This window comes from Yoonia sp. SS1-5 (assembly GCF_038443705.2).
Lineage (GTDB): Bacteria > Pseudomonadota > Alphaproteobacteria > Rhodobacterales > Rhodobacteraceae > Yoonia > Yoonia rhodophyticola.
This window is the reverse complement of record NZ_CP151767.2, coordinates 1,079,771-1,100,462: the sequence shown is the minus strand read 5'-3', so window position 1 is coordinate 1,100,462 and position 20,692 is coordinate 1,079,771. Positions and strand designations below refer to the sequence as shown.

General features: G+C 58.9%; 20 protein-coding genes. 10 read left to right on the top strand and 10 right to left on the bottom strand.

The window, feature by feature from the left end:
* Nucleotides 1–45: 45 nt before the first annotated feature.
* Nucleotides 46–1,179, bottom strand: a complete 1,134-nt coding sequence (locus AABB31_RS07060) for an alpha-hydroxy acid oxidase (protein WP_342078808.1) — start codon at nucleotides 1,177–1,179, stop codon at nucleotides 46–48.
* Between the two features lie 140 nt (nucleotides 1,180–1,319).
* Here AABB31_RS07060 and AABB31_RS07055 point away from each other — a divergent pair, with 140 nt between their 5' ends.
* Nucleotides 1,320–3,710, top strand: coding sequence for a UvrD-helicase domain-containing protein (locus AABB31_RS07055; protein WP_342078877.1), 2,391 nt, complete (start codon nucleotides 1,320–1,322; stop codon nucleotides 3,708–3,710).
* 100 nt (nucleotides 3,711–3,810) lie between these two features.
* Here AABB31_RS07055 and AABB31_RS07050 read toward each other — a convergent pair whose 3' ends face one another.
* Nucleotides 3,811–4,416: a LysE family translocator gene (locus tag AABB31_RS07050; protein ID WP_342078809.1), complete on the bottom strand. Its 606-nt coding sequence runs from the start codon at nucleotides 4,414–4,416 to the stop codon at nucleotides 3,811–3,813.
* 75 nt (nucleotides 4,417–4,491) lie between these two features.
* Between AABB31_RS07050 and AABB31_RS07045 the strand changes: the two genes are divergently transcribed.
* Complete coding sequence (locus tag AABB31_RS07045) at nucleotides 4,492–4,941, top strand: Lrp/AsnC family transcriptional regulator (protein ID WP_373635569.1); 450 nt, start codon at nucleotides 4,492–4,494, stop codon at nucleotides 4,939–4,941.
* A gap of 12 nt (nucleotides 4,942–4,953) precedes the next feature.
* Here AABB31_RS07045 and AABB31_RS07040 read toward each other — a convergent pair whose 3' ends face one another.
* Nucleotides 4,954–6,189, bottom strand: coding sequence for a urate hydroxylase PuuD (locus AABB31_RS07040; RefSeq protein ID WP_373635568.1), 1,236 nt, complete (start codon nucleotides 6,187–6,189; stop codon nucleotides 4,954–4,956).
* 411 nt (nucleotides 6,190–6,600) lie between these two features.
* Between AABB31_RS07040 and AABB31_RS07035 the strand changes: the two genes are divergently transcribed.
* The 8 genes from AABB31_RS07035 (at nucleotide 6,601) to AABB31_RS07000 (ending at nucleotide 14,243) form a co-directional block, all read left to right on the top strand.
* A complete protein-coding gene (locus tag AABB31_RS07035; RefSeq protein WP_373635567.1) occupies nucleotides 6,601–8,337 on the top strand; it encodes an ABC transporter substrate-binding protein in 1,737 nt (578 codons plus the stop codon).
* A gap of 98 nt (nucleotides 8,338–8,435) precedes the next feature.
* A complete protein-coding gene (locus AABB31_RS07030; protein ID WP_342075192.1) occupies nucleotides 8,436–9,509 on the top strand; it encodes an ABC transporter ATP-binding protein in 1,074 nt (357 codons plus the stop codon).
* Complete coding sequence (locus AABB31_RS07025) at nucleotides 9,509–10,582, top strand: ABC transporter ATP-binding protein (protein WP_342075193.1); 1,074 nt, start codon at nucleotides 9,509–9,511, stop codon at nucleotides 10,580–10,582. The genes AABB31_RS07030 and AABB31_RS07025 overlap by 1 nt, the downstream gene beginning before the upstream one ends.
* Nucleotides 10,583–10,664: 82 nt before the next feature.
* Entirely contained in the window at nucleotides 10,665–11,528 is an 864-nt protein-coding gene (locus AABB31_RS07020) for a carbohydrate ABC transporter permease (protein WP_373635566.1), read from the top strand.
* Complete coding sequence (locus tag AABB31_RS07015) at nucleotides 11,525–12,322, top strand: carbohydrate ABC transporter permease (protein ID WP_342075194.1); 798 nt, start codon at nucleotides 11,525–11,527, stop codon at nucleotides 12,320–12,322. Before AABB31_RS07020 ends, AABB31_RS07015 begins: the two co-directional genes overlap by 4 nt.
* Nucleotide 12,323: 1 nt before the next feature.
* Nucleotides 12,324–12,602 carry a DUF2160 domain-containing protein gene (locus AABB31_RS07010; protein WP_342075195.1) on the top strand — a complete coding sequence of 93 codons (279 nt, stop codon included), beginning with the start codon at nucleotides 12,324–12,326 and terminating at the stop codon, nucleotides 12,600–12,602.
* A gap of 128 nt (nucleotides 12,603–12,730) precedes the next feature.
* A complete protein-coding gene (locus AABB31_RS07005) occupies nucleotides 12,731–13,129 on the top strand; it encodes a BlaI/MecI/CopY family transcriptional regulator (protein WP_342075196.1) in 399 nt (132 codons plus the stop codon).
* Nucleotides 13,119–14,243, top strand: a complete 1,125-nt coding sequence (locus tag AABB31_RS07000) for a M56 family metallopeptidase (protein WP_342075197.1) — start codon at nucleotides 13,119–13,121, stop codon at nucleotides 14,241–14,243. The genes AABB31_RS07005 and AABB31_RS07000 overlap by 11 nt, the downstream gene beginning before the upstream one ends.
* On the opposite strand, the gene AABB31_RS06995 is transcribed toward AABB31_RS07000, so the two are convergent.
* Genes AABB31_RS06995 through AABB31_RS06965 form a run of 7 tightly spaced genes read right to left on the bottom strand, consistent with a single transcriptional unit; the run spans nucleotide 14,244 to nucleotide 20,675 of the window.
* Complete coding sequence (locus AABB31_RS06995) at nucleotides 14,244–15,173, bottom strand: AEC family transporter (RefSeq protein ID WP_342075198.1); 930 nt, start codon at nucleotides 15,171–15,173, stop codon at nucleotides 14,244–14,246.
* Between the two features lie 22 nt (nucleotides 15,174–15,195).
* Entirely contained in the window at nucleotides 15,196–15,999 is an 804-nt protein-coding gene (locus AABB31_RS06990) for an MBL fold metallo-hydrolase (RefSeq protein ID WP_342075199.1), read from the bottom strand.
* A complete protein-coding gene (locus AABB31_RS06985) occupies nucleotides 15,996–16,784 on the bottom strand; it encodes a TatD family hydrolase (protein WP_342075200.1) in 789 nt (262 codons plus the stop codon). Before AABB31_RS06985 ends, AABB31_RS06990 begins: the two co-directional genes overlap by 4 nt.
* 11 nt (nucleotides 16,785–16,795) lie before the next feature.
* Complete coding sequence (locus AABB31_RS06980) at nucleotides 16,796–17,902, bottom strand: DNA polymerase III subunit delta' (protein WP_342075201.1); 1,107 nt, start codon at nucleotides 17,900–17,902, stop codon at nucleotides 16,796–16,798.
* The gene (tmk, locus tag AABB31_RS06975; protein WP_342075202.1) at nucleotides 17,899–18,507 is read right to left on the bottom strand and encodes a dTMP kinase; all 609 of its coding nucleotides are present in this window, start codon (nucleotides 18,505–18,507) and stop codon (nucleotides 17,899–17,901) included. The genes AABB31_RS06980 and tmk overlap by 4 nt, the downstream gene beginning before the upstream one ends.
* Nucleotides 18,504–19,688, bottom strand: coding sequence for a D-alanyl-D-alanine carboxypeptidase family protein (locus tag AABB31_RS06970; protein WP_373635565.1), 1,185 nt, complete (start codon nucleotides 19,686–19,688; stop codon nucleotides 18,504–18,506). Before AABB31_RS06970 ends, tmk begins: the two co-directional genes overlap by 4 nt.
* A 21-nt stretch (nucleotides 19,689–19,709) precedes the next feature.
* Nucleotides 19,710–20,675, bottom strand: a complete 966-nt coding sequence (locus tag AABB31_RS06965; protein WP_342075203.1) for an SPOR domain-containing protein — start codon at nucleotides 20,673–20,675, stop codon at nucleotides 19,710–19,712.
* Nucleotides 20,676–20,692 lie beyond the last annotated feature (17 nt).

The following is a 20,692-nucleotide window of genomic DNA, read 5'->3' as shown; positions in this document are numbered from 1 at the left end:
GCCATTATTGCGGATGGATTCTTAAAGAAGCCCTAAATTCGGCATTCAAATTTTAGACAAACTGGCAAGGTCAGGGATGGATTTGACGCCCAGCTGACCCATGTTGCTGATCATGTCCTGGCGCAGAATATCAACCACATGCGCGGCCCCAGGTGCGCCCAATGCCCCCAGCCCGTAGTGGAATGCGCGCCCCAGCATGACAAAATCCGCGCCAAGCGCCAGCGCGCGGATGATGTCGAGACCCCCTTCAATGCCACTGTCAAAGATGATTGGCAGCTTTGTGGCGGCCCTGATCTCTGGCAGGATCGAAATTGTCGCAGGGCCGCCGTCAAATTGCCGGCCTGCATGATTGCTGACCCAGATCGCATCCGCCCCGGCGTCTGACAGGCGGGCCGCGTCATCTGCCCGGCCCACGCCTTTGACAATCAATTTGCCCTCCCAGGCATCGCGCAGCGATTTGAAATAATCCCAATCGGGAGAGGTCCGCAGCAAGTAGCCAATATGCTGGTTCGAGGGCAGTGCCGACCGATTTTTCGAATAGCTGTCCATCAGTTTCATCCGGGGCATACCGGTTTTGCGAATGCCGTTCAGCCATGTCGGGCAACGCGCGACCTGCAAGGCAAGGCGCGGTGTGATCCGCGGTGGGTTGGTCAGCCCGCTGCGGGTCTGTCTTTCCCTGCGCGAGGCGACGGGAACATCCACCGTCATCACGATTGTTCGAAACCCTGCATTACGCGCCCGTTTCAGGATATCGTCCCGAATGGTCGGATCGCGCGGCGGGTAAAGCTGAAACCATCCGTGCTGGCCGGTCAGGGGGCCGACATCTTCGGGCAGTTGCGTGGCGACGGTTGAGAGGGTGTAGGGAATGTCCTCGCGCGCGCCGATGCGCGCAAGCATCTGTTCTGCGCCCGGCCAGATCAGCCCGGACATGCCAACCGGCGCGATCCCGAATGGCACCGGATGCCCATGCCCCAGCAACGTGGTCCGCAAATCCGGTTCAAATTCCCCATGCAGGATCGAGGGGTGAAACAGCACTTGATCCAGTGCGCTGCGATTGCGCGCCTGTGTGGCCTCGACCCCCGTTGCGCTGTCGAGATATTCCCAGACAAAATGTGGAATTCGTCGCCGGGCGCGTGCTTTGAGGTCTGAAATGGCGGGGTATCGTGTGTGCAGGCTCATCCAGCGCACTATGGCTTGGTTGTCGCTTTTGGCAAGCGTCCGGACGCCTCCGGCGGGAGTATTTGATGCGAGATGAGAAACGAAGGAACGAAAGTGGAACAACTCTTTCCTCTTTTGATCCGAAACGCTATGATTGAATGATGAATGGATTTTCGGAAGATGATGCGTTTGAAGCCGCTGTGCCGCTGAGCCAGCAGGCAATGGCGCAGCGCGCGCCAACCTATCTTGACGGGTTGAACCCCGCACAGCGCGAAGCTGTTGAGACGCTGCAAGGCCCGGTCTTGATGCTGGCCGGCGCCGGGACGGGCAAGACAAAGGCGTTGACCACCCGAATTGCCCATCTTCTGGCCAAGGGCACCGCCCGCCCGCATGAGATACTTGCTGTCACGTTCACCAACAAAGCCGCTCGCGAGATGAAATCGCGCATCGGCGGCCATATGGGTGAGGCGGTTGAGGGCATGCCGTGGCTTGGCACGTTCCATTCCGTCTGCGCCAAGCTTTTGCGCCGTCATGCGGAACTGGTGAACCTGAAGTCGAATTTTACCATTCTGGATACCGATGATCAGATCAGGTTGATGAAGCAACTGATTGCGGCGGCCGGCATTGACGACAAGCGTTGGCCGGCCCGGATGTTGTCAGGCATCATTGATGGCTGGAAGAACAAGGCCTACACGCCTGACAAAGTGCCGGTCGCTGATAGCGGTGCATTTGATCACAAGGGGGTGGACCTTTACGCCGCCTATCAGGCCCGGTTACGCGATCTGAACGCCGTCGATTTTGGCGATATCCTGTTGCATATGGTGACGATCTTCCAGACCCACGACGACGTGTTGCAGCAATATCAGCGCTGGTTCCGTTATATCCTTGTGGACGAATATCAGGATACCAATGTCGCCCAATACATGTGGCTGCGCCTTCTTGCGGGCGGGCATAAAAACATCTGCTGTGTGGGTGATGATGACCAGTCGATCTATGGCTGGCGCGGAGCCGAGGTGGGCAATATCCTGCGCTTTGAAAAGGATTTTCCGGGCGCTCATGTGGTGCGGTTGGAGGAAAATTATCGCTCTACCCCGCATATCCTTGCTGCCGCCTCTGGCGTGATCGCGGCAAATAAGGGGCGGTTGGGCAAGACCCTGTTTACATCGCGTGAGGAGGGCGAAAAGGTCCGCCTGATCGGCCATTGGGATGGTGAGGAAGAGGCCCGCTGGATCGGGGAGGAAGTGGAGGCGATGCAACGCGGCACCCGCGGCCTTGATCCGGTCAGCCTTGACAACATGGCGATCCTCGTGCGCGCCTCGCACCAGATGCGCGCTTTCGAAGATAGGTTTCTGACGATTGGCTTGCCCTATCGCGTCATCGGCGGCCCGCGGTTTTATGAACGGATGGAGATCCGGGATGCCATGGCCTATTTCCGCCTTGCCGTCAGCCCCGAGGATGATTTGGCGTTCGAGCGGATCGTCAATACCCCCAAACGGGGCCTGGGCGACAAGGCGGTCCAGACCATTCAACGCACCGCGCGCAGCAATGGTGTGTCTTTGGTCGAAGGCGCGCGGCTTTGTTGTCAGGGAAAATTGCTGGGCGGGAAGGGCCTGAAAGAGCTGACTATTCTGGTGGATGCGATTGACCGGTGGCACGGCCAAGTCCGGGCCGAGGCCGACACGCATGTGGAGCTGGCCGAAATGATCCTGGATGAGAGCGGCTATACCGGGTTCTGGCAAAACGACAAAACACCCGAGGCACCGGGGCGGCTTGAAAACCTCAAGGAACTCGTCAAAGCGCTGGAAAACTTCGAGAACCTGCAAGGGTTCCTCGAACATGTCAGCCTGATCATGGATAATGAAACAGAAGACGCGGGCGAAAAGGTCAGCATCATGACGCTGCACGCGGCCAAGGGGCTTGAATTTCCGGCCGTGTTTCTGCCCGGTTGGGAGGATGGGTTGTTTCCTTCGCAACGCTCGATGGACGAAAGCGGGCTTAAGGGCCTCGAGGAAGAGCGCCGATTGGCTTATGTGGGCATCACCCGGGCCGAGGAAATCTGCACGATCTCTTTCGCGGCCAACCGGCGCGTCTACGGGCAGTGGCAGTCGGCCATGCCGTCGCGGTTCATTGATGAATTGCCTGCTGACCATGTTGAGGTGCTGACGCCGCCCGGCCTTTACGGTGGCGGCTACGGGGCGGCGGGCATGTCGGCCAGCGCGTCACCAGCAGCGCAAGGTATGATGGCGTCAGACCTGCACGAAAAGGCCCATCGCGCGGATGTCTATAATTCGCCGGGTTGGAAGCGGTTGCAGGCGCGCGGTGCCCAACGCGGCATGTCAATGCCGTCCGAAGCCCGCAATATGACGATTGACCTTGATGCGGTCAGCGCCTTTACCGAAGGCGACCGGGTTTTTCATCAGAAATTCGGCTATGGCGAGGTGATCGCAATTGAAGGCGACAAGCTGCAGATTGAATTCGACAAGGCCGGATCAAAACATGTGGTTGCGAAATTTGTGGTGAGCGCGAGCCACGCAGATGATGTGCCGTTCTAGGACCGGGCCGCGAAGAGTTATGCCGCCAATCACAGACATGCGTTGATCCGGATCGCGCCCGACTGCGACGTGGCATGATACCGGGACAGGTTGGCGCTATCTAGCCGCTATGGGTCAATAGCGGATAGAGCGACACCACCAGCAGGATGGCCATTGTCACGTTGAAGACGCGCAAACGCGTGGTCGTTCCCAGTAACCTGCGCACCTGAACCCCCAGGCAGGCCCATACGGACACGGATGGCAGGTTTGTGGCGGCAAAGATGCCTGCCACGATCATGGACCCGGCCCAGACCCCCATATCCTGTGGCGCATAAGCACTGATCGCGGTGATCGCCATGAACCACGCTTTGGGGTTTACCCATTGAAAGGCGGCTGCCTGCAGAAAGGTAAACGGCTTGCCTGTCACTTCCTTTGCCTCTGGTGGCAGGGCGTTGGCGATCTTCCAGGCGAGCCACAGCATGTAGGCCGCACTTGGCACTTTCAGCACCGTGTTCAGGATGGGGTAGGCCTCGAAAACCCGGAGCAGGGCGACGCCGACCATCGTCACCATGAATGCATGACCGATTGAGATCCCCAGCATATGCGGCACTGTCCGCCAGAGCCCGTAATTCGCCCCGGAGGCCATCAGCATCAGGTTGTTGGGCCCCGGCGTGATGGAACTGGCAAAAGCAAAGCCCATAAGGGCGATGAGGATTTCAACATTCATTGCGCAATGATATACGACGTTCAGCACAATGAAATTGCTGAGTTCTGCGCAAGGGCCGAAAGTTCACAACATATGATGACAAATGACAAAATAGACGATCATATATTGCGCATTCTGTCGGCTGATGGGCGGATAACAAACCTGCAACTGGCAGAGCAGGTCGGCCTGTCCCCCTCTGCCTGTCTGCGCCGGGTGCAGGAACTTGAACGCAGCGGCGTGATCAAGGGCTACCGCGCCCGGCTGGACCCTGCCCAGACAGGCCGCGCCTATGTGGTGTATGTTGCCGTCGGATTGGCCGAGCATACCAAGGCCGCCCAAACAGGGTTTGAACGGGCGATGCAGCGTGCTGATGAGGTAACCGAATGCCACAATGTTGCGGGCGCGTTTGAATATATGTTGCGGGTCGAGGTTGCTGACCTGCCAGCTTACAAGGCTTTCCATACCGACACGCTGGGGACCGTGCCGCATGTGCGATCCATCACCAGCTATATGGTGATGGGATCACCCAAGGATGTGCGCGGCTGATGGGGCCTGCCCCTAGTGACCCGCGCGGGCCTCGCGGACCCAGGCGATGATATTTGCGCGTGCCGCCGGATCCATCTGGACGGCGTTTGGCGGCGGCATGGCGTGGCTGACCCCGGCCTGAAGATAGATCTGGCTGGCATTCCGGGCCACGTCACCGGGGGTTTCCAGATAGACGCCTTTTGGCGCCCATTGCATGTTGCCCCAGACCGGTTCGCGGGCATGGCACATCGAACAATTTCCGATCACGGCGTCATAGGCATCATCGAAGCTGGCAACCGCAACAAACCTTTCCTCGGTCGGGGTGAGCGGGCGGGCTTCGGCCTCTTGCCATGTCTCGCCATCGCGGATCGTTGACAGCCAGGCGATGATAATCATCAGCAAGACGGTCACCCCCCAGGTCCAATGGGGCCCGCTGCCGGTGGCATGCAACGCGTTGAAATAGTGCCGGATCGTCACGCCGGTCAGGAAAATCAGGCTTGCAATGATCCACGCGTATTCGGTGCCGAAGGCCAACGGATAGTGATTGCTAAGCATCAGGAACACAACCGGCAGCGTCAGGTAATTGTTGTGGGTGGACCGGAGTTTGGCAATCTTTCCGTATTTCGCATCCGGCACCCGCCCGGCCTTGAGATCGGCAACCACAATCCGCTGGTTGGGCATGATCTGGAAGAACACATTTGCGGTCATGATCGTGGCCGTGAAAGCCCCCAGATGCAGCAGGGCGGCCCGGCCAGTGAAGATCTGGTTGTAACCCCATGACATCACGACAAGAATAACGAACAGCAAGATCATCAGCGTGGTTGGCTGATTGCCAAGTTTCGATTTGCACAGAAAATCATAGGCCAGCCAGCCGATTGTCAGTGACCCGCCGGAAATCAGGATGCCCTGCCAAAGGGCAAGGTCAACCTTGGTCGGGTCAAGCAGGAAAAGCTCGCCCCCCACCCAGTAGACGATCATCAGTAACGCAGCCCCGGACACCCAAGTGATGTAGCTTTGCCACTTATGCCAGATCAGGTGTTCGGGCATGTTTTCCGGCGCCACAAGGTATTTCTGGATGTGATAAAACCCGCCCCCATGGACCTGCCATTCCTCGCCATGCACACCGGCAGGCATGTCAGGCGCTTTGCGCAGCCCCAGATCCAAGGCGATGAAAAAGAACGAGGCACCGATCCAGGCCATGGCCGTGATGACATGAAGCCACCGGACACTGAACGCGATCCAGTCCCATAATATCGCGAGGTCATACATGCCCGTCTCCTCAGAATCGCGGTCATCGCAGGTCGCCGCTGCGACGCATTGTTCCGACATTGGGCGGGGATGCCAAGCGGCATCGGCAAATGGGGGCGCGGATCAATCTGTGGCGTCCCTTGGCCGCGCAGGCTGGCGCAATTTTAGACGGGATGATGCGTTGGCAAAAACCGGCTGAATAGTGGGCAATTCGCTGTGCAATCCGGCATTGGAGGGGCGCATCGAATCTGCCTGATGCGCGCCCACGCCGAATTCATTGCGGGGCGAGGTATAAAAAATATACATCTATATCAATATGATAGCGCTTATCTGTCTAACTACTAAATTTTTAGTTTGACAAGTTTGCCAGTTCGCGATGATGCTAAGGCGTCGGCGAAAACCGGCTCAAATAATCTCAAGGGAGGAGACAAGATGCGTAAGTATCTGCTCTCCGCAGCAGCTGTGACAGCACTGCTTGCGGGGTCCAATACCGCTTTGGCTGACGAAGCCGCTGCACAGCGGTGGATTGATCAAGAATTCCAGCCATCAACATTGTCGAAAGACGAACAACTGGCGGAAATGAACTGGTTCATCGAGGCCGCACAGCCTTATGCCGGGATGGAAATCAATGTCCTGTCCGAAGGCATTCCGACACATTCATATGAATCCGAAGTGCTGACCAAAGCCTTCGAGGAAATCACCGGGATCAAGGTGAACCACCAGATTCTGGGCGAGGGCGAAGTCGTACAGGCGGTGCAGACCCAGATGCAGACGGGCCGCAACCTCTATGACGCTTATGTCAATGACAGCGACCTGATCGGAACCCACTCGCGCCTGCAGCTTGCGGTCAATCTGACCGATTTCATGGCGGGCGATGGTGCGGCGGTCACAAATCCGGGCCTCGATCTTGCTGACTTCATGGGGATCCAGTTTACCACCGGTCCTGATGGCGATCTCTACCAGATGCCTGACCAGCAATTTGCGAACCTTTACTGGTTCCGCAAGGACTGGTTCGATGACGAGGCCAACAAGACCGCGTTCAAGGAAAAATACGGGTATGACCTTGGCGTACCAGTCAACTGGTCGGCCTACGAGGATATCGCCGAGTTCTTCAGCGAAGACGTGCAGGAAATCGACGGCGTGCGCATTTATGGGCACATGGATTACGGCAAGCGGGCCCCTGATCTTGGCTGGCGCATGACGGATGCGTGGCTGTCGATGGCCGGTGCCGGATCCGTGGGCGAGCCGAACGGTGTTCCGATTGACGAATGGGGCATCCGGATGGAAGCAGGAACCTGCAACCCCGTTGGTGCATCCGTCACACGCGGCGGCGCGGCCAATGGCCCTGCAGCGGTCTATGCGATCCGCAAATGGGATGAATGGTTGCGGAAATACGCCCCTCCTGGTGCGGCAAGCTTTGACTTCTACCAGTCTTTGCCTGCGCTGGCGCAAGGGAACGTGGCCCAGCAGATCTTCTGGTACACTGCCTTTACGGCTGACATGGTTGCCCCGCAATCTGCCGGGAACAACACTGTGGATGCCGAAGGCAATCCGCTGTGGCGGATGGCGCCCAGCCCGCATGGTCCATACTGGACCGAGGGCCAGAAGGTTGGCTATCAGGATGTGGGATCCTGGACGATCCTGAAATCAACCCCGCTGGATCGCGCCCAGGCCGCGTGGCTTTATGCGCAATTCGTGGTGTCCAAGACCGTGGACGTCAAGAAATCCCATGTGGGTCTGACATTCATTCGTGACAGCACCGTCAATCACGAATCGTTCAGCGAACGCGCACCCAAACTGGGTGGTCTGGTCGAATTCTATCGCTCGCCCGACCGCGTGGCATGGTCGCCGACCGGCATCAACGTGCCTGACTATCCGAAGCTGGCCCAGATCTGGTGGCAGCAGATCGGTGACGTGAATTCCGGCGCGTTTACACCGCAAGAAGCCATGGACCGTCTGGCCGAGGAGATGGATATCACCATGTCCCGGATGCAGGCCGCTGACGAGGCCGCAAATGTCTATGGGGGTTGTGGTCCGCGTCTGAACGAAGAGCAAAGCGCGGAATACTGGTTTGCCAATGGTGGGGCCAAGCCACCGCTGGAGAACGAGAAACCGCAAGGCGAGACCGTCAACTATGACGAGCTGGTCGCCCGCTGGGCGACGGAATAAGCGCCGCTCTCCCTGTTGGTGCAGTCCATCGCGCCGACCAAGACCGGAGCCTTCAACAGGCTCCGGTCGCAAATCCCGCATGACCGGCAAGGCCCGCAATGACACTCCAAGTAAACAACATCACCAAGGTCGTTGATGGCCAGGTGCATATCAAACCGACGACACTGACGCTCGAGACCGGCCATTTCAACGTGCTGTTGGGACAAACCGGCGCCGGAAAGACCTCGCTGATCAAGATGATGGCCGGGCTTGATCCGATTGCCGATGGGCAGATCATCATGGATGGGCAGGATGTCAGCGCCCTGAGCACCCAAAAGCGTAATATCAGCCTGGTGCATCAGTTTTTTGTCAATTATCCGCATTTTACGGTCTTTGATAACATTGCCTCCCCTTTGAAGGTTGCAGGCATGGCAAAATCCGAAATTCAGGGCAGGGTCGAAGAGGCCGCGGATATTCTGCAGCTACGCCCGATGCTGAACCGGCGCCCGCATGAGCTGTCAGGCGGCCAGCAGCAGCGTACCGCACTGGCCCGCGCCATTGCCAAGGAAAGCCGGGCGGTGTTTCTTGACGAACCGCTGGCCAATCTGGACTACAAGCTGCGCGAGGAACTGCGCGAGCAGTTGCCGGAACTTTTTGCAGGGCGTGGCGCCGTCGTGGTCTATGCCACATCAGAGCCGGAAGAGGCATTGCTGCTGGGCGGCTATACCGGCCTGATGGATGACGGACATGTGGTCCAGTTCGGCCGCACGGCCGACATTTATCGTACCCCTGCCTCGCTGATGGCGGCGTCGGTCTTTTCTGATCCACCGATCAACACCGCCAATGTGCATAAGGCGGGCGATGTGATCAGCATGGGGGCGATTTCGTGGAATGCATCAGGCCCCGCCGCCGGGCTGGCGGACGGGCCATATGTGGTGGCGGTCAGGCCGCATCACGTCACGCCCGTAGCAACCGCCGCCAATACCGTTCCCCTGTCGGGTGAGGTGCTGGTGACCGAATTGTCCGGCTCTGAAAGCAGCGCGCATTTCCGGCTGAAAGAGGATGACTGGGTATCTTTGTCCCATGGTGTGCATCCCTACCAGGTTGGCGAGGATCACCCGTTCTATCTGGACCCCGATGCCTGTTTCTATTTTGCGCCAGATGGCGCGACCGTTGCAAAAGGGGCTGCCTGATGGCCAAGATCACCCTGTCCAAGCTGCGTCACAGCTATTTGCCCAACCCCGCAGGCCCGGCCGATTATGCGCTCAAAGAGATTGATCTGGATTGGTCCGATGGCGGGGCCTATGCGTTGCTTGGCCCCTCGGGCTGCGGAAAATCGACCTTGTTGAACATCATCTCCGGTCTGCTGACCCCGTCGGAGGGGCAGATCCTGTTTGACGACAAGGATGTGACCGGCCTGCCGCCCGATCAGCGCAACATCGCACAGGTGTTCCAGTTCCCGGTGATCTACGACACGATGAGCGTTTTTGACAATCTGGCCTTTCCGCTGCGCAATCGCGGCGTGCCGGAAACGACGGTCAAGGCGCGCGTATCCGACATCGCCGAGATGCTGGAAGTCACCGATATGCTGGGCACCCGCGCCGCCGGATTGTCGCCCGACAACAAGCAGAAAATCTCGATGGGGCGCGGGCTGGTGCGCGACGATGTCAATGTTGTGATGTTTGATGAACCGCTGACCGTGATTGACCCGCATTTGAAGTGGAAGCTGCGTTCCAAGCTGAAAGAACTGCACCAGAAAGTCCGGGCCACGATGATCTATGTCACCCATGACCAGACCGAGGCACTGACATTTGCCGATCAGGTTGTGGTCATGCAGGACGGCGAGATTGTGCAAATCGGCACCCCGGTCGACTTGTTCGCCCGACCTGCGCACACCTTTGTGGGGCATTTCATCGGCTCGCCCGGCATGAATGTCCTGCCCGCCGAATTGCGCGATGGCGGCGCGTATCTGGCTGGTCAACATGTGCCGTTGGAAGGTGCGGTCACCGGGCAGGGGCAACTGACCCAGATCGGGATCCGCCCCGAATTTGTGCGCATCGGCAATACCGGGCTGCAGGCGACGGTGCGCAAGGTGTCGGATGTGGGCCGGCACAGCGTGGTCGAGGCGATGATTGGCGACACATCCGTCAAGGCCGTCACCGAGGACCCGCCGCCCGCACAGGGGGCTGCCATTCATCTGCAATTCCAGCAGGACCAGACCCGGCTCTATCGGGATGGCTGGTTGGCAACTGAGGCCGCGGGATGATTGCCCCGGTGATCACAGCCCCGCAAAAGACCGCCGCAATGGGTTTTGTATCAAATCCGCGGCAGGCAAAGGAAAGCAAGTCATGAAAACCCCAAATCAAAAGGCGTGGTTCTTTGTCCTGCCGGTCTTGTTGCTGGTCGCATTCAACGCCCTGATCCCGATGATGACAGTGGTCAATTATTCGGTGCAAGAGACCTTTGGTAACAACGTCTTCTTCTTTGAAGGGCTGCGCTGGTTCGAAGAGTTGCTGAATTCCGAAAGGTTCCATGCGGCCCTTGGCCGGCAGTTCCTGTTCACGGCGATCATTCTGGCTATCGAGATTCCGTTGGGGATCATCATCGCGCTGTCGATGCCGCGCAGCGGCCCATGGGTGCCAGTCTGTCTGGTGTTGATGGCGCTGCCCATGCTGATCCCGTGGAATGTGGTGGGGGCGATGTGGAATATCTTTGCGCTGCCCGATATTGGCCTGCTGGGCTATCTGATGAACAACACATTGGGCATCCCCTATGACATGACCCAAAGCCCCTTTGCGGCCTGGGCCACGATTATCACGATGGATGTCTGGCACTGGACCTCGCTTGTGGTGCTGCTGTCCTATGCAGGGTTGGTGTCGATCCCGGATGCCTATTATCAGGCCGCGAAGATTGATGGGGCATCCCCGCTAAAGGTGTTCCGCTACATCCAGCTGCCCAAGATGAAACAGGTCATGACCATCGCAATCCTGCTGCGGTTCATGGACAGCTTTAACATCTACACGGAACCTTTCGTGCTGACGGGCGGCGGACCGGGCAATTCAACAACATTGCTGTCCATTGATCTGGTGAAAATCGCACTTGGACAGTTTGACCTTGGGCCGGCGGCGGCAATGTCCCTGATCTACTTTGCGATCACATTGCTGGTCAGCTGGCTGTTCTACACATTGATGACAAAGGATGACGCGAAATGAGAAAGCGGAGCCTGATCCCCATTGTCTATATCCTCTTCCTGCTGCTGCCGATCTATTGGCTGGTCGCGATGAGCTTTAAGACAACAAACGAAATCCTTGCCGGGTTCTCGCTGTTCCCCCAGACCTTTACGGTCGAAAATTACGTGACCATTTTCACCGATCCGACATGGTATTGGGGCTACATCAATTCGATCATCTACGTGTCGCTGAACACGGTGATTTCGATCTGCGTCGCACTGCCTGCGGCCTATGCGTTCAGCCGCTACAGGTTTCTGGGCGACAAGACCTTGTTCTTCTGGCTGCTCACGAACCGGATGGCACCTGCGGCGGTTTTCGCATTGCCCTTCTTTCAGCTGTATTCAGCGGTCGGGCTGTTCGACACCCATCTTGCAGTGGCCCTTGCCCATTGCCTGTTCAACATTCCGCTGGCCGTCTGGATCCTTGAGGGGTTCATGAGCGGGGTCCCCAAAGAGCTGGATGAGACAGCCTATGTCGATGGCTATTCCTTCCCGCGATTTTTCGTGACGATCTTCCTGCCGTCAATCAAGGCAGGGGTGGGTGTGGCTGCATTCTTTTGCTTCATGTTCTCCTGGGTCGAGCTGTTGCTTGCCAAGACATTGACCGCCGTTGAGGCGAAACCGATCGCGGCAACAATGACGAAAACCGCGTCCTCGGCGGGTTACGAGTTGGGATTGCTGGCCGCTGCGGGCACGCTGACCATCATTCCCGGTGCTATCGTGATCTATTTTGTACGCAACTATATCGCCAAGGGCTTTGCCCTGGGGAGGGTCTGATATGTTTGGTTGGATGGCATGGACATGGCCCACGGGGCTGTTCTTTATCGGGTTGTTTACGGCGATGGGCATCATCACCTTCATCGAAATACGGTATCCGGGTACGTCGGAACGGCGGGGCGTTCTGGGGCTGACAACCACACGCGGGGACAGGCTGTTTCTGTCGCTGCTGGGTACGGCCTATATCTTTCTGGCCTGGCTGTTTTTCTTTGGCATGCCGCTTTGGGCGCCGCTTGGCATCAGTATTTGCTGGGGAATATTCTGTTTTTTAAAGGTTTGAGCACGGTATCTTCGGTCGGTGCGCCTGTCCAAAAGGCCCTCTGACCGCAGATTCCGTTTTGAAATACGAAGGTTTTCGTATTTGATATCCGCGGGGAGGGAGTAACTCGGACAATGACAGGACCAGCAATGCGGCAGAAGAAAAAGAAAAGTGAGTTTCTCACCGAGGTGGAGCTTGAGTTCATGACTGAGCTTTGGGCCTTGGGAACCGGCAGCGTGCGCGACGTACTGGCGCGCCTGGCACCGGAACGGGATCTTGCCTACACCTCCGCTGCGACGATCCTGCGGATCATGGAACAGAAAGGGTTTGTTGCCAGCCACAAGCAAGGCAAGACCTTTATCTACAAGCCCGCGCTTGCCAAAGACGCCTATCAGGCGCGCACGCTGCGGGATCTATCAGACAAGCTGTTTGATGGAACGCCTGCCTCTATGGTGGCGCGTCTGGTTGATGATCAGGGGATGTCCGAGGAAGCTCTGGAAGAGATACGGGCGCTTCTGGACAGGAGATTAACCGAGAATGATCGCTGAAAAACTGCTCAACGCCTATATCGACGTCAATATCGTTCTGCTTGCGGCTGCTGCCATGTGGTTTTGCCTGCGAAAACTGATCACCCGTTCACCGTGGCGGATTGCGTTTCTGACGCAGCTTCAGCTTCTTTATACGGTGATCGCGATGGTCATGCTGGCGCCATTGATCGTGTTTGGCTTTGAAAGCTTTCAGCGCAACGGATATCTGGCCGCCCCATCCGGATTAAGCTTTTCGGATTTCCTTGTCGCCCAGTATCTGCACGGCAATATCGCCATGGCGCCCACGAAATTCGAACATCTGCTGACTATCCGGTCCGAGGTCGTGCGGGACTTTGCGACCCTGTCCAGCCTGTTTTCCCAGATCATTGTCGCGATGCTTGCGATCGGCGGTGTCCTTGTGGCCCTGCGCAATCTGCGCAACATCTGGCAAATCCGTCAGATGATCCACCGCAGCTATGTGTTGCGCCGGGTCGGGCGCGTGGATGTCCGCTTTACCGAGGAAACGCGGGTTCCGTTTTCAACGCGCGGGTTCCGACGGTTCTATATTGTGTTGCCCACCGTCCTGTTGGCCCATGCTGACGATGTGCGCATTGCCGTCACGCATGAGATACAGCATGTCCGCCAGCGCGATCTTGGATGGGAAATCGGGATGGAGCTGCTGCGGCCCATTTTCTTCTGGAACCCGGCATTTGTCTTTTGCAAACGCGAGGTCGAGCGGATGCGGGAACTGGCCTGCGATCAGCAAATCCTCGGCCGCCGGATACTGGGCGTGCGCGACTATTGCGAATGCCTGCTGCGGGTCTGCAAGACCGGGCTGGGAACGGCCGGTTGCACACAGGTGATCGCACCCACAGTGCCGTTTGTTCATCTCGATCACCGGGCCAAGGCCAGTCAGTCGGCCCCGTTTCTCAAACAGCGCATCCTGTCTATCCTGGACCGAAAGGCCATTCGGGGCAGCCGATATCTGGCCACGGGCTTGACCGTTCTGGTCGCGGCCCTGGTGGTCAGCACGACCCTTGCACTGCGCCCCGTCAATGACTGGAGCCATGACCGCCTGATGCTGTCCACCATTGTCAATCTGGAACGTCTGAACAGCCGCACGATCATCAACTGATCAGGGCAGGATCGCCAGCCAGCACCACACGGTCAGGATCGACAGGCCGGTCCCCATCAGGACAGATGAGGCGGCCACCCGCTTGGCCTTGCCATAGAGGTTTGCAAAGACATAGGCATTGATGCCCGGGGCCATCGCAGCGGTCAGCAGGGCCGACCGCATCGCGGCGACATCCAGCCTGCTCAGGTGTCCCAGCCCCCAGACGATCAGCGGGTGCAGGACAAGGGACACGGCAACCACATACATGATTGTGCGCATGTCACCTTCGGGACGGTATTGATAAAGCACGCCCCCCAGCCCGAAAAGTGCGGCAGGCAAGGCGGCGCGGATCATCAGATCAAGCGCGTCAGTCAGCACCGATGGCAGCGCCACACCGCTCAGGTTGACGGCAAAGCCAAGGGTAATTCCCACAATCAGCGCGTTGTGAAACATCGCCCGCAGCACCTTGCCCGGCAAGGCCGCAATATTGCCGCCCCGGTTGCGCGCGATCTCCATCGCGGTGATGCCAATCGCGTAGCAAAACGGCGAATGGATCGCGATGATCGCGTAATTGGCCTCGAGCGCGGTGGCCCCATATGCCCGTTCCGTGATGGGCAGTCCCAGCAGCAAAGAGTTTGAAAACAGGCAGCAAAACCCGATGGCAACGCTGTCCTCCCAATCGCGCCCAAAGATGTAGCGCGCACCAAGCAACCCGGCCGCAAACCCCACCAGCGCGCCGGCATAGAAACTGGCCAGCAGCGCCAGGTCAAAGTTCTGCCCCAGATCCAGGGTCGAGATGGCCCGGAACAGCAGGCATGGAATGGCGAAACCCTGGGTGAATTTCATCAACCCATCGACCCCGGAACTGCTGAAATACCCCTTCCAGACGGCCAGATAACCAAAGGCAATCACGATAAAGACCGGCAGGATGACGACGATCAACGCGCCCATGATGCGGCTTTCGATGCAGTGTTCACGAGGCGGGCAGGGTGATTTCCATCCCGTCATAGGCGGGACGGATGTGATCGGGTGTCTCGCGATCAACGGTGTCATAGTCCAGATCATTATGCATGTTGGTCAGGATCGCCTGTTTCGGCTGGACCCGGTCGATCCATGCAAGCGTGTTGTCCAAATGCGAATGGGTCGGATGCGGTTCGCGCCGCAAGGCATCAACAATCCAGTAGTCCAGCCCTTTCAGCTTGTCCCACACCGGATCAGGCATCGCAGAGACATCAGGCAGGTAGGCAACATTCCCGATCCGGAACCCCAGCGCATCAATCCGCCCATGGGCCACCTTAAACGGGGACAGGGTGATCGGACCTGCCGGGCCGTCCACGGTGATGTCCCCCTCAATCGCGTTCAACTCGCAAATCGGCGGGTAGGCAGAGCCCTTGGGTTGGACAAACGCATAGCCAAAGCGGGATAACAGATCATTGCTGGTGTCCCCATCGGCCCAGACCTGCAGCCTTTCGCGCATGTTGATGACAATCATGCGCAGATCGTCCAGCCCGTGCACGTGATCTGCATGGGCATGCGTATACACGACCGCGTTCAGCGCGCCCACCTTAGCATCAAGCAACTGGTTGCGCATATCGGGCGACGTGTCGATCAGGACGCGGGTGACGTCATCGCCCCGGTGCCGGCTGACCAGAAGCGAGCAGCGTTGCCGCCTGTTTTTGGGATTGTCCGGATCGCAATTGCCCCAATGCCCGCCAAGCCGTGGCACGCCGCCCGAAGACCCGCAGCCCAAAATCCTGAATGTCAGCGTATCGCTCATCCCGCAGCCTTCCAGAACAGGCGGTCGAAATTGGCTGTGGTTTGGGCCGCGAAATCCTCATAGCCAAGCCCGAATACCTCGGCGCCAACCTTGGCGGTGTGGGCGGTGTAGGCGGGTTCATTACGTTTGCCGCGAAAGGGTGGGGGGGCCAGATAGGGGCTGTCGGTTTCCACAAGGATGCGGTCCACCGGTGCTGCCGCAAAGATATCGCGCAGGTCCTGACTTTTGGGAAAGGCCGCGATGCCGGACATGGACAGATAGAACCCCATATCAAGCGCGGCTTGGGCAAGACCCGCGCTGCTGGAAAAACAATGCATCACGCAACTGAACGCGCCTTTTGCATGCTCTTCGCGCAAGATGCGGGTCATGTCGTCATCTGCGGCGCGCGCGTGAATGATCAGCGGCAGACGGGTCTGGCGGGCGGCCGCGATATGCACCCGCAATGATGTCTTCTGGATGTCCGCGCTTTCGGCGGTGTAGTGATAATCCAGCCCGGTTTCGCCGATACCCACAAACTTCGGATGATCGGCAAGTGCAATCAGGTCATCAACTGTGGCAAGTGGTTCCTCAGCCGCGCTCATCGGGTGGGTGCCAGCCGCATAGAACACGGGCTGATAGGCCTCCGCGATGGCGCGGACCTGCGGTTCAAGCCGCAATCTAGTGCAAATCGTCACCATGCGTTCCACGCCCGCATCAAGCGCCCGCTGAATGATCGCGGGGCGTTCGTCATCAAAATCGGGAAAATCGAGATGGCAGTGGCTGTCGACGATTTTGGGGTCTGTCACGGGGGCCGCCTTCACGCTGCGGCGACACCTTGCGCCGTCTCTTCGATCTTGAAGATCATATCAAGGATCAACGCGGCAGGGTCAAGGTTCACCGCGCGCCCATGCCGGGACCGATTGCTTAAATCCTGCTGCAGCTGCGCCCAGGCGCGTGCGGCCCGATCATCCGGGGCCAGTCGGGCCAGCAATCGCGCCTCGCCCGGGGCACCCTGACGCTGCGGCTCGCCCATCAGGCCGGCATTGGCTGCACGCGATAGGAACAGATCCATCAGGTCCAGCACCAGACCAAAACGCACCTCGGCACCGCGCCCGGTACAGCTATCTGCCAGTTTCAGGGCGGCGGGCCGATTGATATGCGGCAACCCGTCAAGTGTCTTGACCAGTTCGGCATAAAGCGGCAGCCCGTCATGGCTAAGCAGGCGGATCGCATCGCCCGCTGATCCGCCTGCCAATGTGGCAAGGCTTTCGGCGTTTTCGGTTGTAAATCCGGCCTGATCCAGGGCCTTTTGCAGATCATCGGGTGAAAGCGGCCCGCAGCGTAATGCGCGACAGCGCGACCGGATCGTCGGCAAAAGCCGCGAGGGCTGATGTGCGATCAAGATGATCACGGCATTTGCGGGTGGTTCTTCAAGTTCCTTGAGGATCGCATTGGCGGCATTGCGGTTGAGCTCGTCGGCGGCATCCAGAATAACCACCCGGCGCCCGCCATCGGCCGCTGACATATGAAAGAACTTCTTGAGGCTGCGCACCGCATCAACCGTGATTTCGGCGCGAAGTTTCTTGGTCTTGTCGTCCCAGGGGCGTCGGATCAGGGCCAGACGCGGATGCGCGCCGGATTGTATCAACCGCGCGTCGGGATGGTCAGCGGGCACATCCAGTGTCGGTTCCCCGAAAAGCCCGGCATGGATGTCTGCCAGCAGGAAGGTCGCCATTTTCCAAGCCAGCGTTGCCTTGCCCACACCGCGGGGACCTGTGATCAGCCAGCCGGAATGCATGCGGCCCGCGCTGAACGCGTCCAGAAATGCAGCCTCTGCCGCCCCTTGCCCGAACAGCCGGGCCGTCTCGCGCGGGTGCGGGGCGCCGTCAATGCGATCCGGTTCTGGGATCTCCGGGTCGCTCATGCGTGGGCTGCAATCTCGGAGGCGATCTGCTCGGGGCTGCGGTTGCCGTCGATCAGAACGCAGCGTTCCGGGTTGGCATGGGCCAGCCCCAGAAAACCGTGGCGCAAGGTTTCCTGAAAGGACAGGCCGAAATCCTCAAACCGGTCTTCGCCCGATTGGCGGGCCAATCCGCGTGCGAGGGCGGCGGCGGGATCCATGTCGATAATGAATGTTAGGTCCGGCTCGCGGCCGATCATCAGGCTGTGCAACTGATCGACCATATTACGCAGATCACCGCGCGTGGCACCCTGATAAATCCGGGTACTGTCTGCAAACCGGTCTGATACGACGGTTTTTCCGGCCTCAAGCGCAGGGTTGATTGTCTTTTCCAGATGATCGCGGCGGGCGGCGGTGAATAACAGGATTTCCGTTTCCGCCGACCAGCGCTGCGGATCGCCGGTCAAGACCAGTTGTCTGATTTCCTCGCCGCCCGGGCTGCCGCCGGGTTCACGGGTCAGCACGACATCCTGCCCTGCGGATGAAAGGTAGTCTGCAAACAAACGAGCCTGGGTTGATTTCCCCGATCCGTCGATCCCTTCAAAGGTAATGAAGCGCGGTTTGCTCATGCCTCCTCGGGCAGTTCGTCATCTGCCGCGTCGGGGCCGAATTTATTCCACAAGACAAGGGCCGCGGTGCGCAGACGCGTGGTGAACCCGCCGCGGGCCACATCCGCCTCTGCGACCAGTGGCAAGCGTTTCTCGGGCAGCCCGTCAAGGGTCACAACCAATTCGGCAATCTCGTCGCCCGCATTGATCGGCGCCTCGATGGGGCCATCATAGACCACCTGCGCATCAACGGTGCCCTGGTTCAGGATCGGCACCAGCATGGAAAGATCCTCTGCCACGGTCAGGCCCACGATGGGGGCATCGCCCATCCATACATCCGCCTCGGCAAGCCGCGTGCCTGCACGGGCGACATCCTTTTGCGCGAACTGGCGGAAGGCCCAGTTCACCAGCTTTTCCGACTCTTCGGCCCGCGCTGCCTGCGAATCCAGTCCCGTGATGACAAAAATCACCCGCCGGTCACCCTGTTTGGCCGATCCGACAAGACCGTAACCTGCCTCTTGCGTATGGCCGGTTTTCAGCCCGTCAGCACCAATGCCTAGACGCAGCAACGGATTGCGGTTCCGGCTGTTGGATGGTACGCGGCCGTCAAACGCAAACTCGGTCTCGGCAAAAAGCGGATAGAAGGTTGGGAAATCGGTGATCAGCCGGTTTGCAAGAATGCCCAGATCTTCCATCGACATCCGATGACCCGCTGCGGGCCATCCGTTTGAATTGGTGAATGTCGAATTCATCATGCCCATCTGCCGGGCGCGTTCGGTCATCATGCGGGCAAAGCCTGCTTCGGTACCGTCCGGTGACAGGGCTTCGGCCAGGACCGCGCTGGAATCATTTCCCGACAGCACGATCACACCGCGCAACAGATCCTCAACCCGGACCCGGTCGGTGGTGTCCAGAAACATGGATGACCCGCCATAGCCTGCGGCATGCACCGACACAGGCAGGACGTCATCGACTGTCATGCGACCATCTGCAATCGCCTCAAACGCCATGTAGATCGTCATCAGCTTTGACATGGATGCCGGGGGCAACGGCGTCTCTTCGTTCTTGGCCAGAAGAACGGTGCCGGTCGTCTGATCGAACACATAGGCTGCCTCGGCCCGGGTCTCGAACGACTGCGCGAAGGCGGCCGCGCTGCTGAGGCAAAGACCAAGAACTGCACATCCAAGGGCGCGAAAGATCATCTGCATTTCCTTTCCGTCGGCTCAGCTATCAATTGCAAATGCGTCGACAAAACCCAATGCCTTGATTTTGTCGAGGGTCCGTGCCGCGTCATCACCCGGTGGTGAAATCACGCGCCAGACTGTGCGCCCGCCAGATTGCTGGGGGATCACCGATGTCGGAATGCCAGCATTGGTCAGATCCTGTGCGGTGCTGTTGGCATTCACCTCGACGCTGAAGACGCCGATTTGCACGGATCCGGGATCAACGGCGGCCACGGTTTCGACAGCGGGTGCTTGCGCGGGCGGCGGCGGGGGTGTTTCGGCATCCGCTGATACATCAGCCGTAACAGCAGGCAATGCCGTCGCGACAACCGGTGCCACGGCGGCGTCAGCGGCGTCGATGGCCGCAGCCGCGTTTGCAATCGGATCGGTGTCGGCAACCGCGTCAGCCGCGGCAACGGCAATCGCGGGCGTTGCTGCAACGGCGGTATCGAGGTCTGCGACAACCGGGTTTTCCTCTGTCCCGGGCGCGACGGGGGTCACAACCTCTTCGCGGCGCAATGCAACCACGCTCAACTCTGTTGGCGCGCCGGCCAGAACGCCAAGAGCTTCGGCCGCATCAGAAGAAACCTGCAGCAGCGGGCCAGGATTTTCGCGTTCGCGGCGGAACAATGCGCCAATAACCGACTGGCCATTGTCAGGGTTGCGAATGATCACGCGTTCCGGATCAGTGACATCGGGGTGGGCGACCCAGACACCGCCCAGCGATGGCCGGCCATCCCAAAGGCCGCGATCCGAGACCGAAAACACATCGGGTCGTTCCACATCTTCGTCGGTTGTGCGGGTGCGCAATGGGGCAGGGGTGCTGGAGGGCGCTTCTTCTGCGGCCTCGTCCCCGGTGGGAAATGCAAAATTCCCATCCTCGTCGCAGGCCGCCAAACCCATTCCTGCGCAAATAGTAAAGAAATACCGCAACGTCCCATATTGGAACCGATGATATCCTGCCATGCCTCGCCCCTTCATTC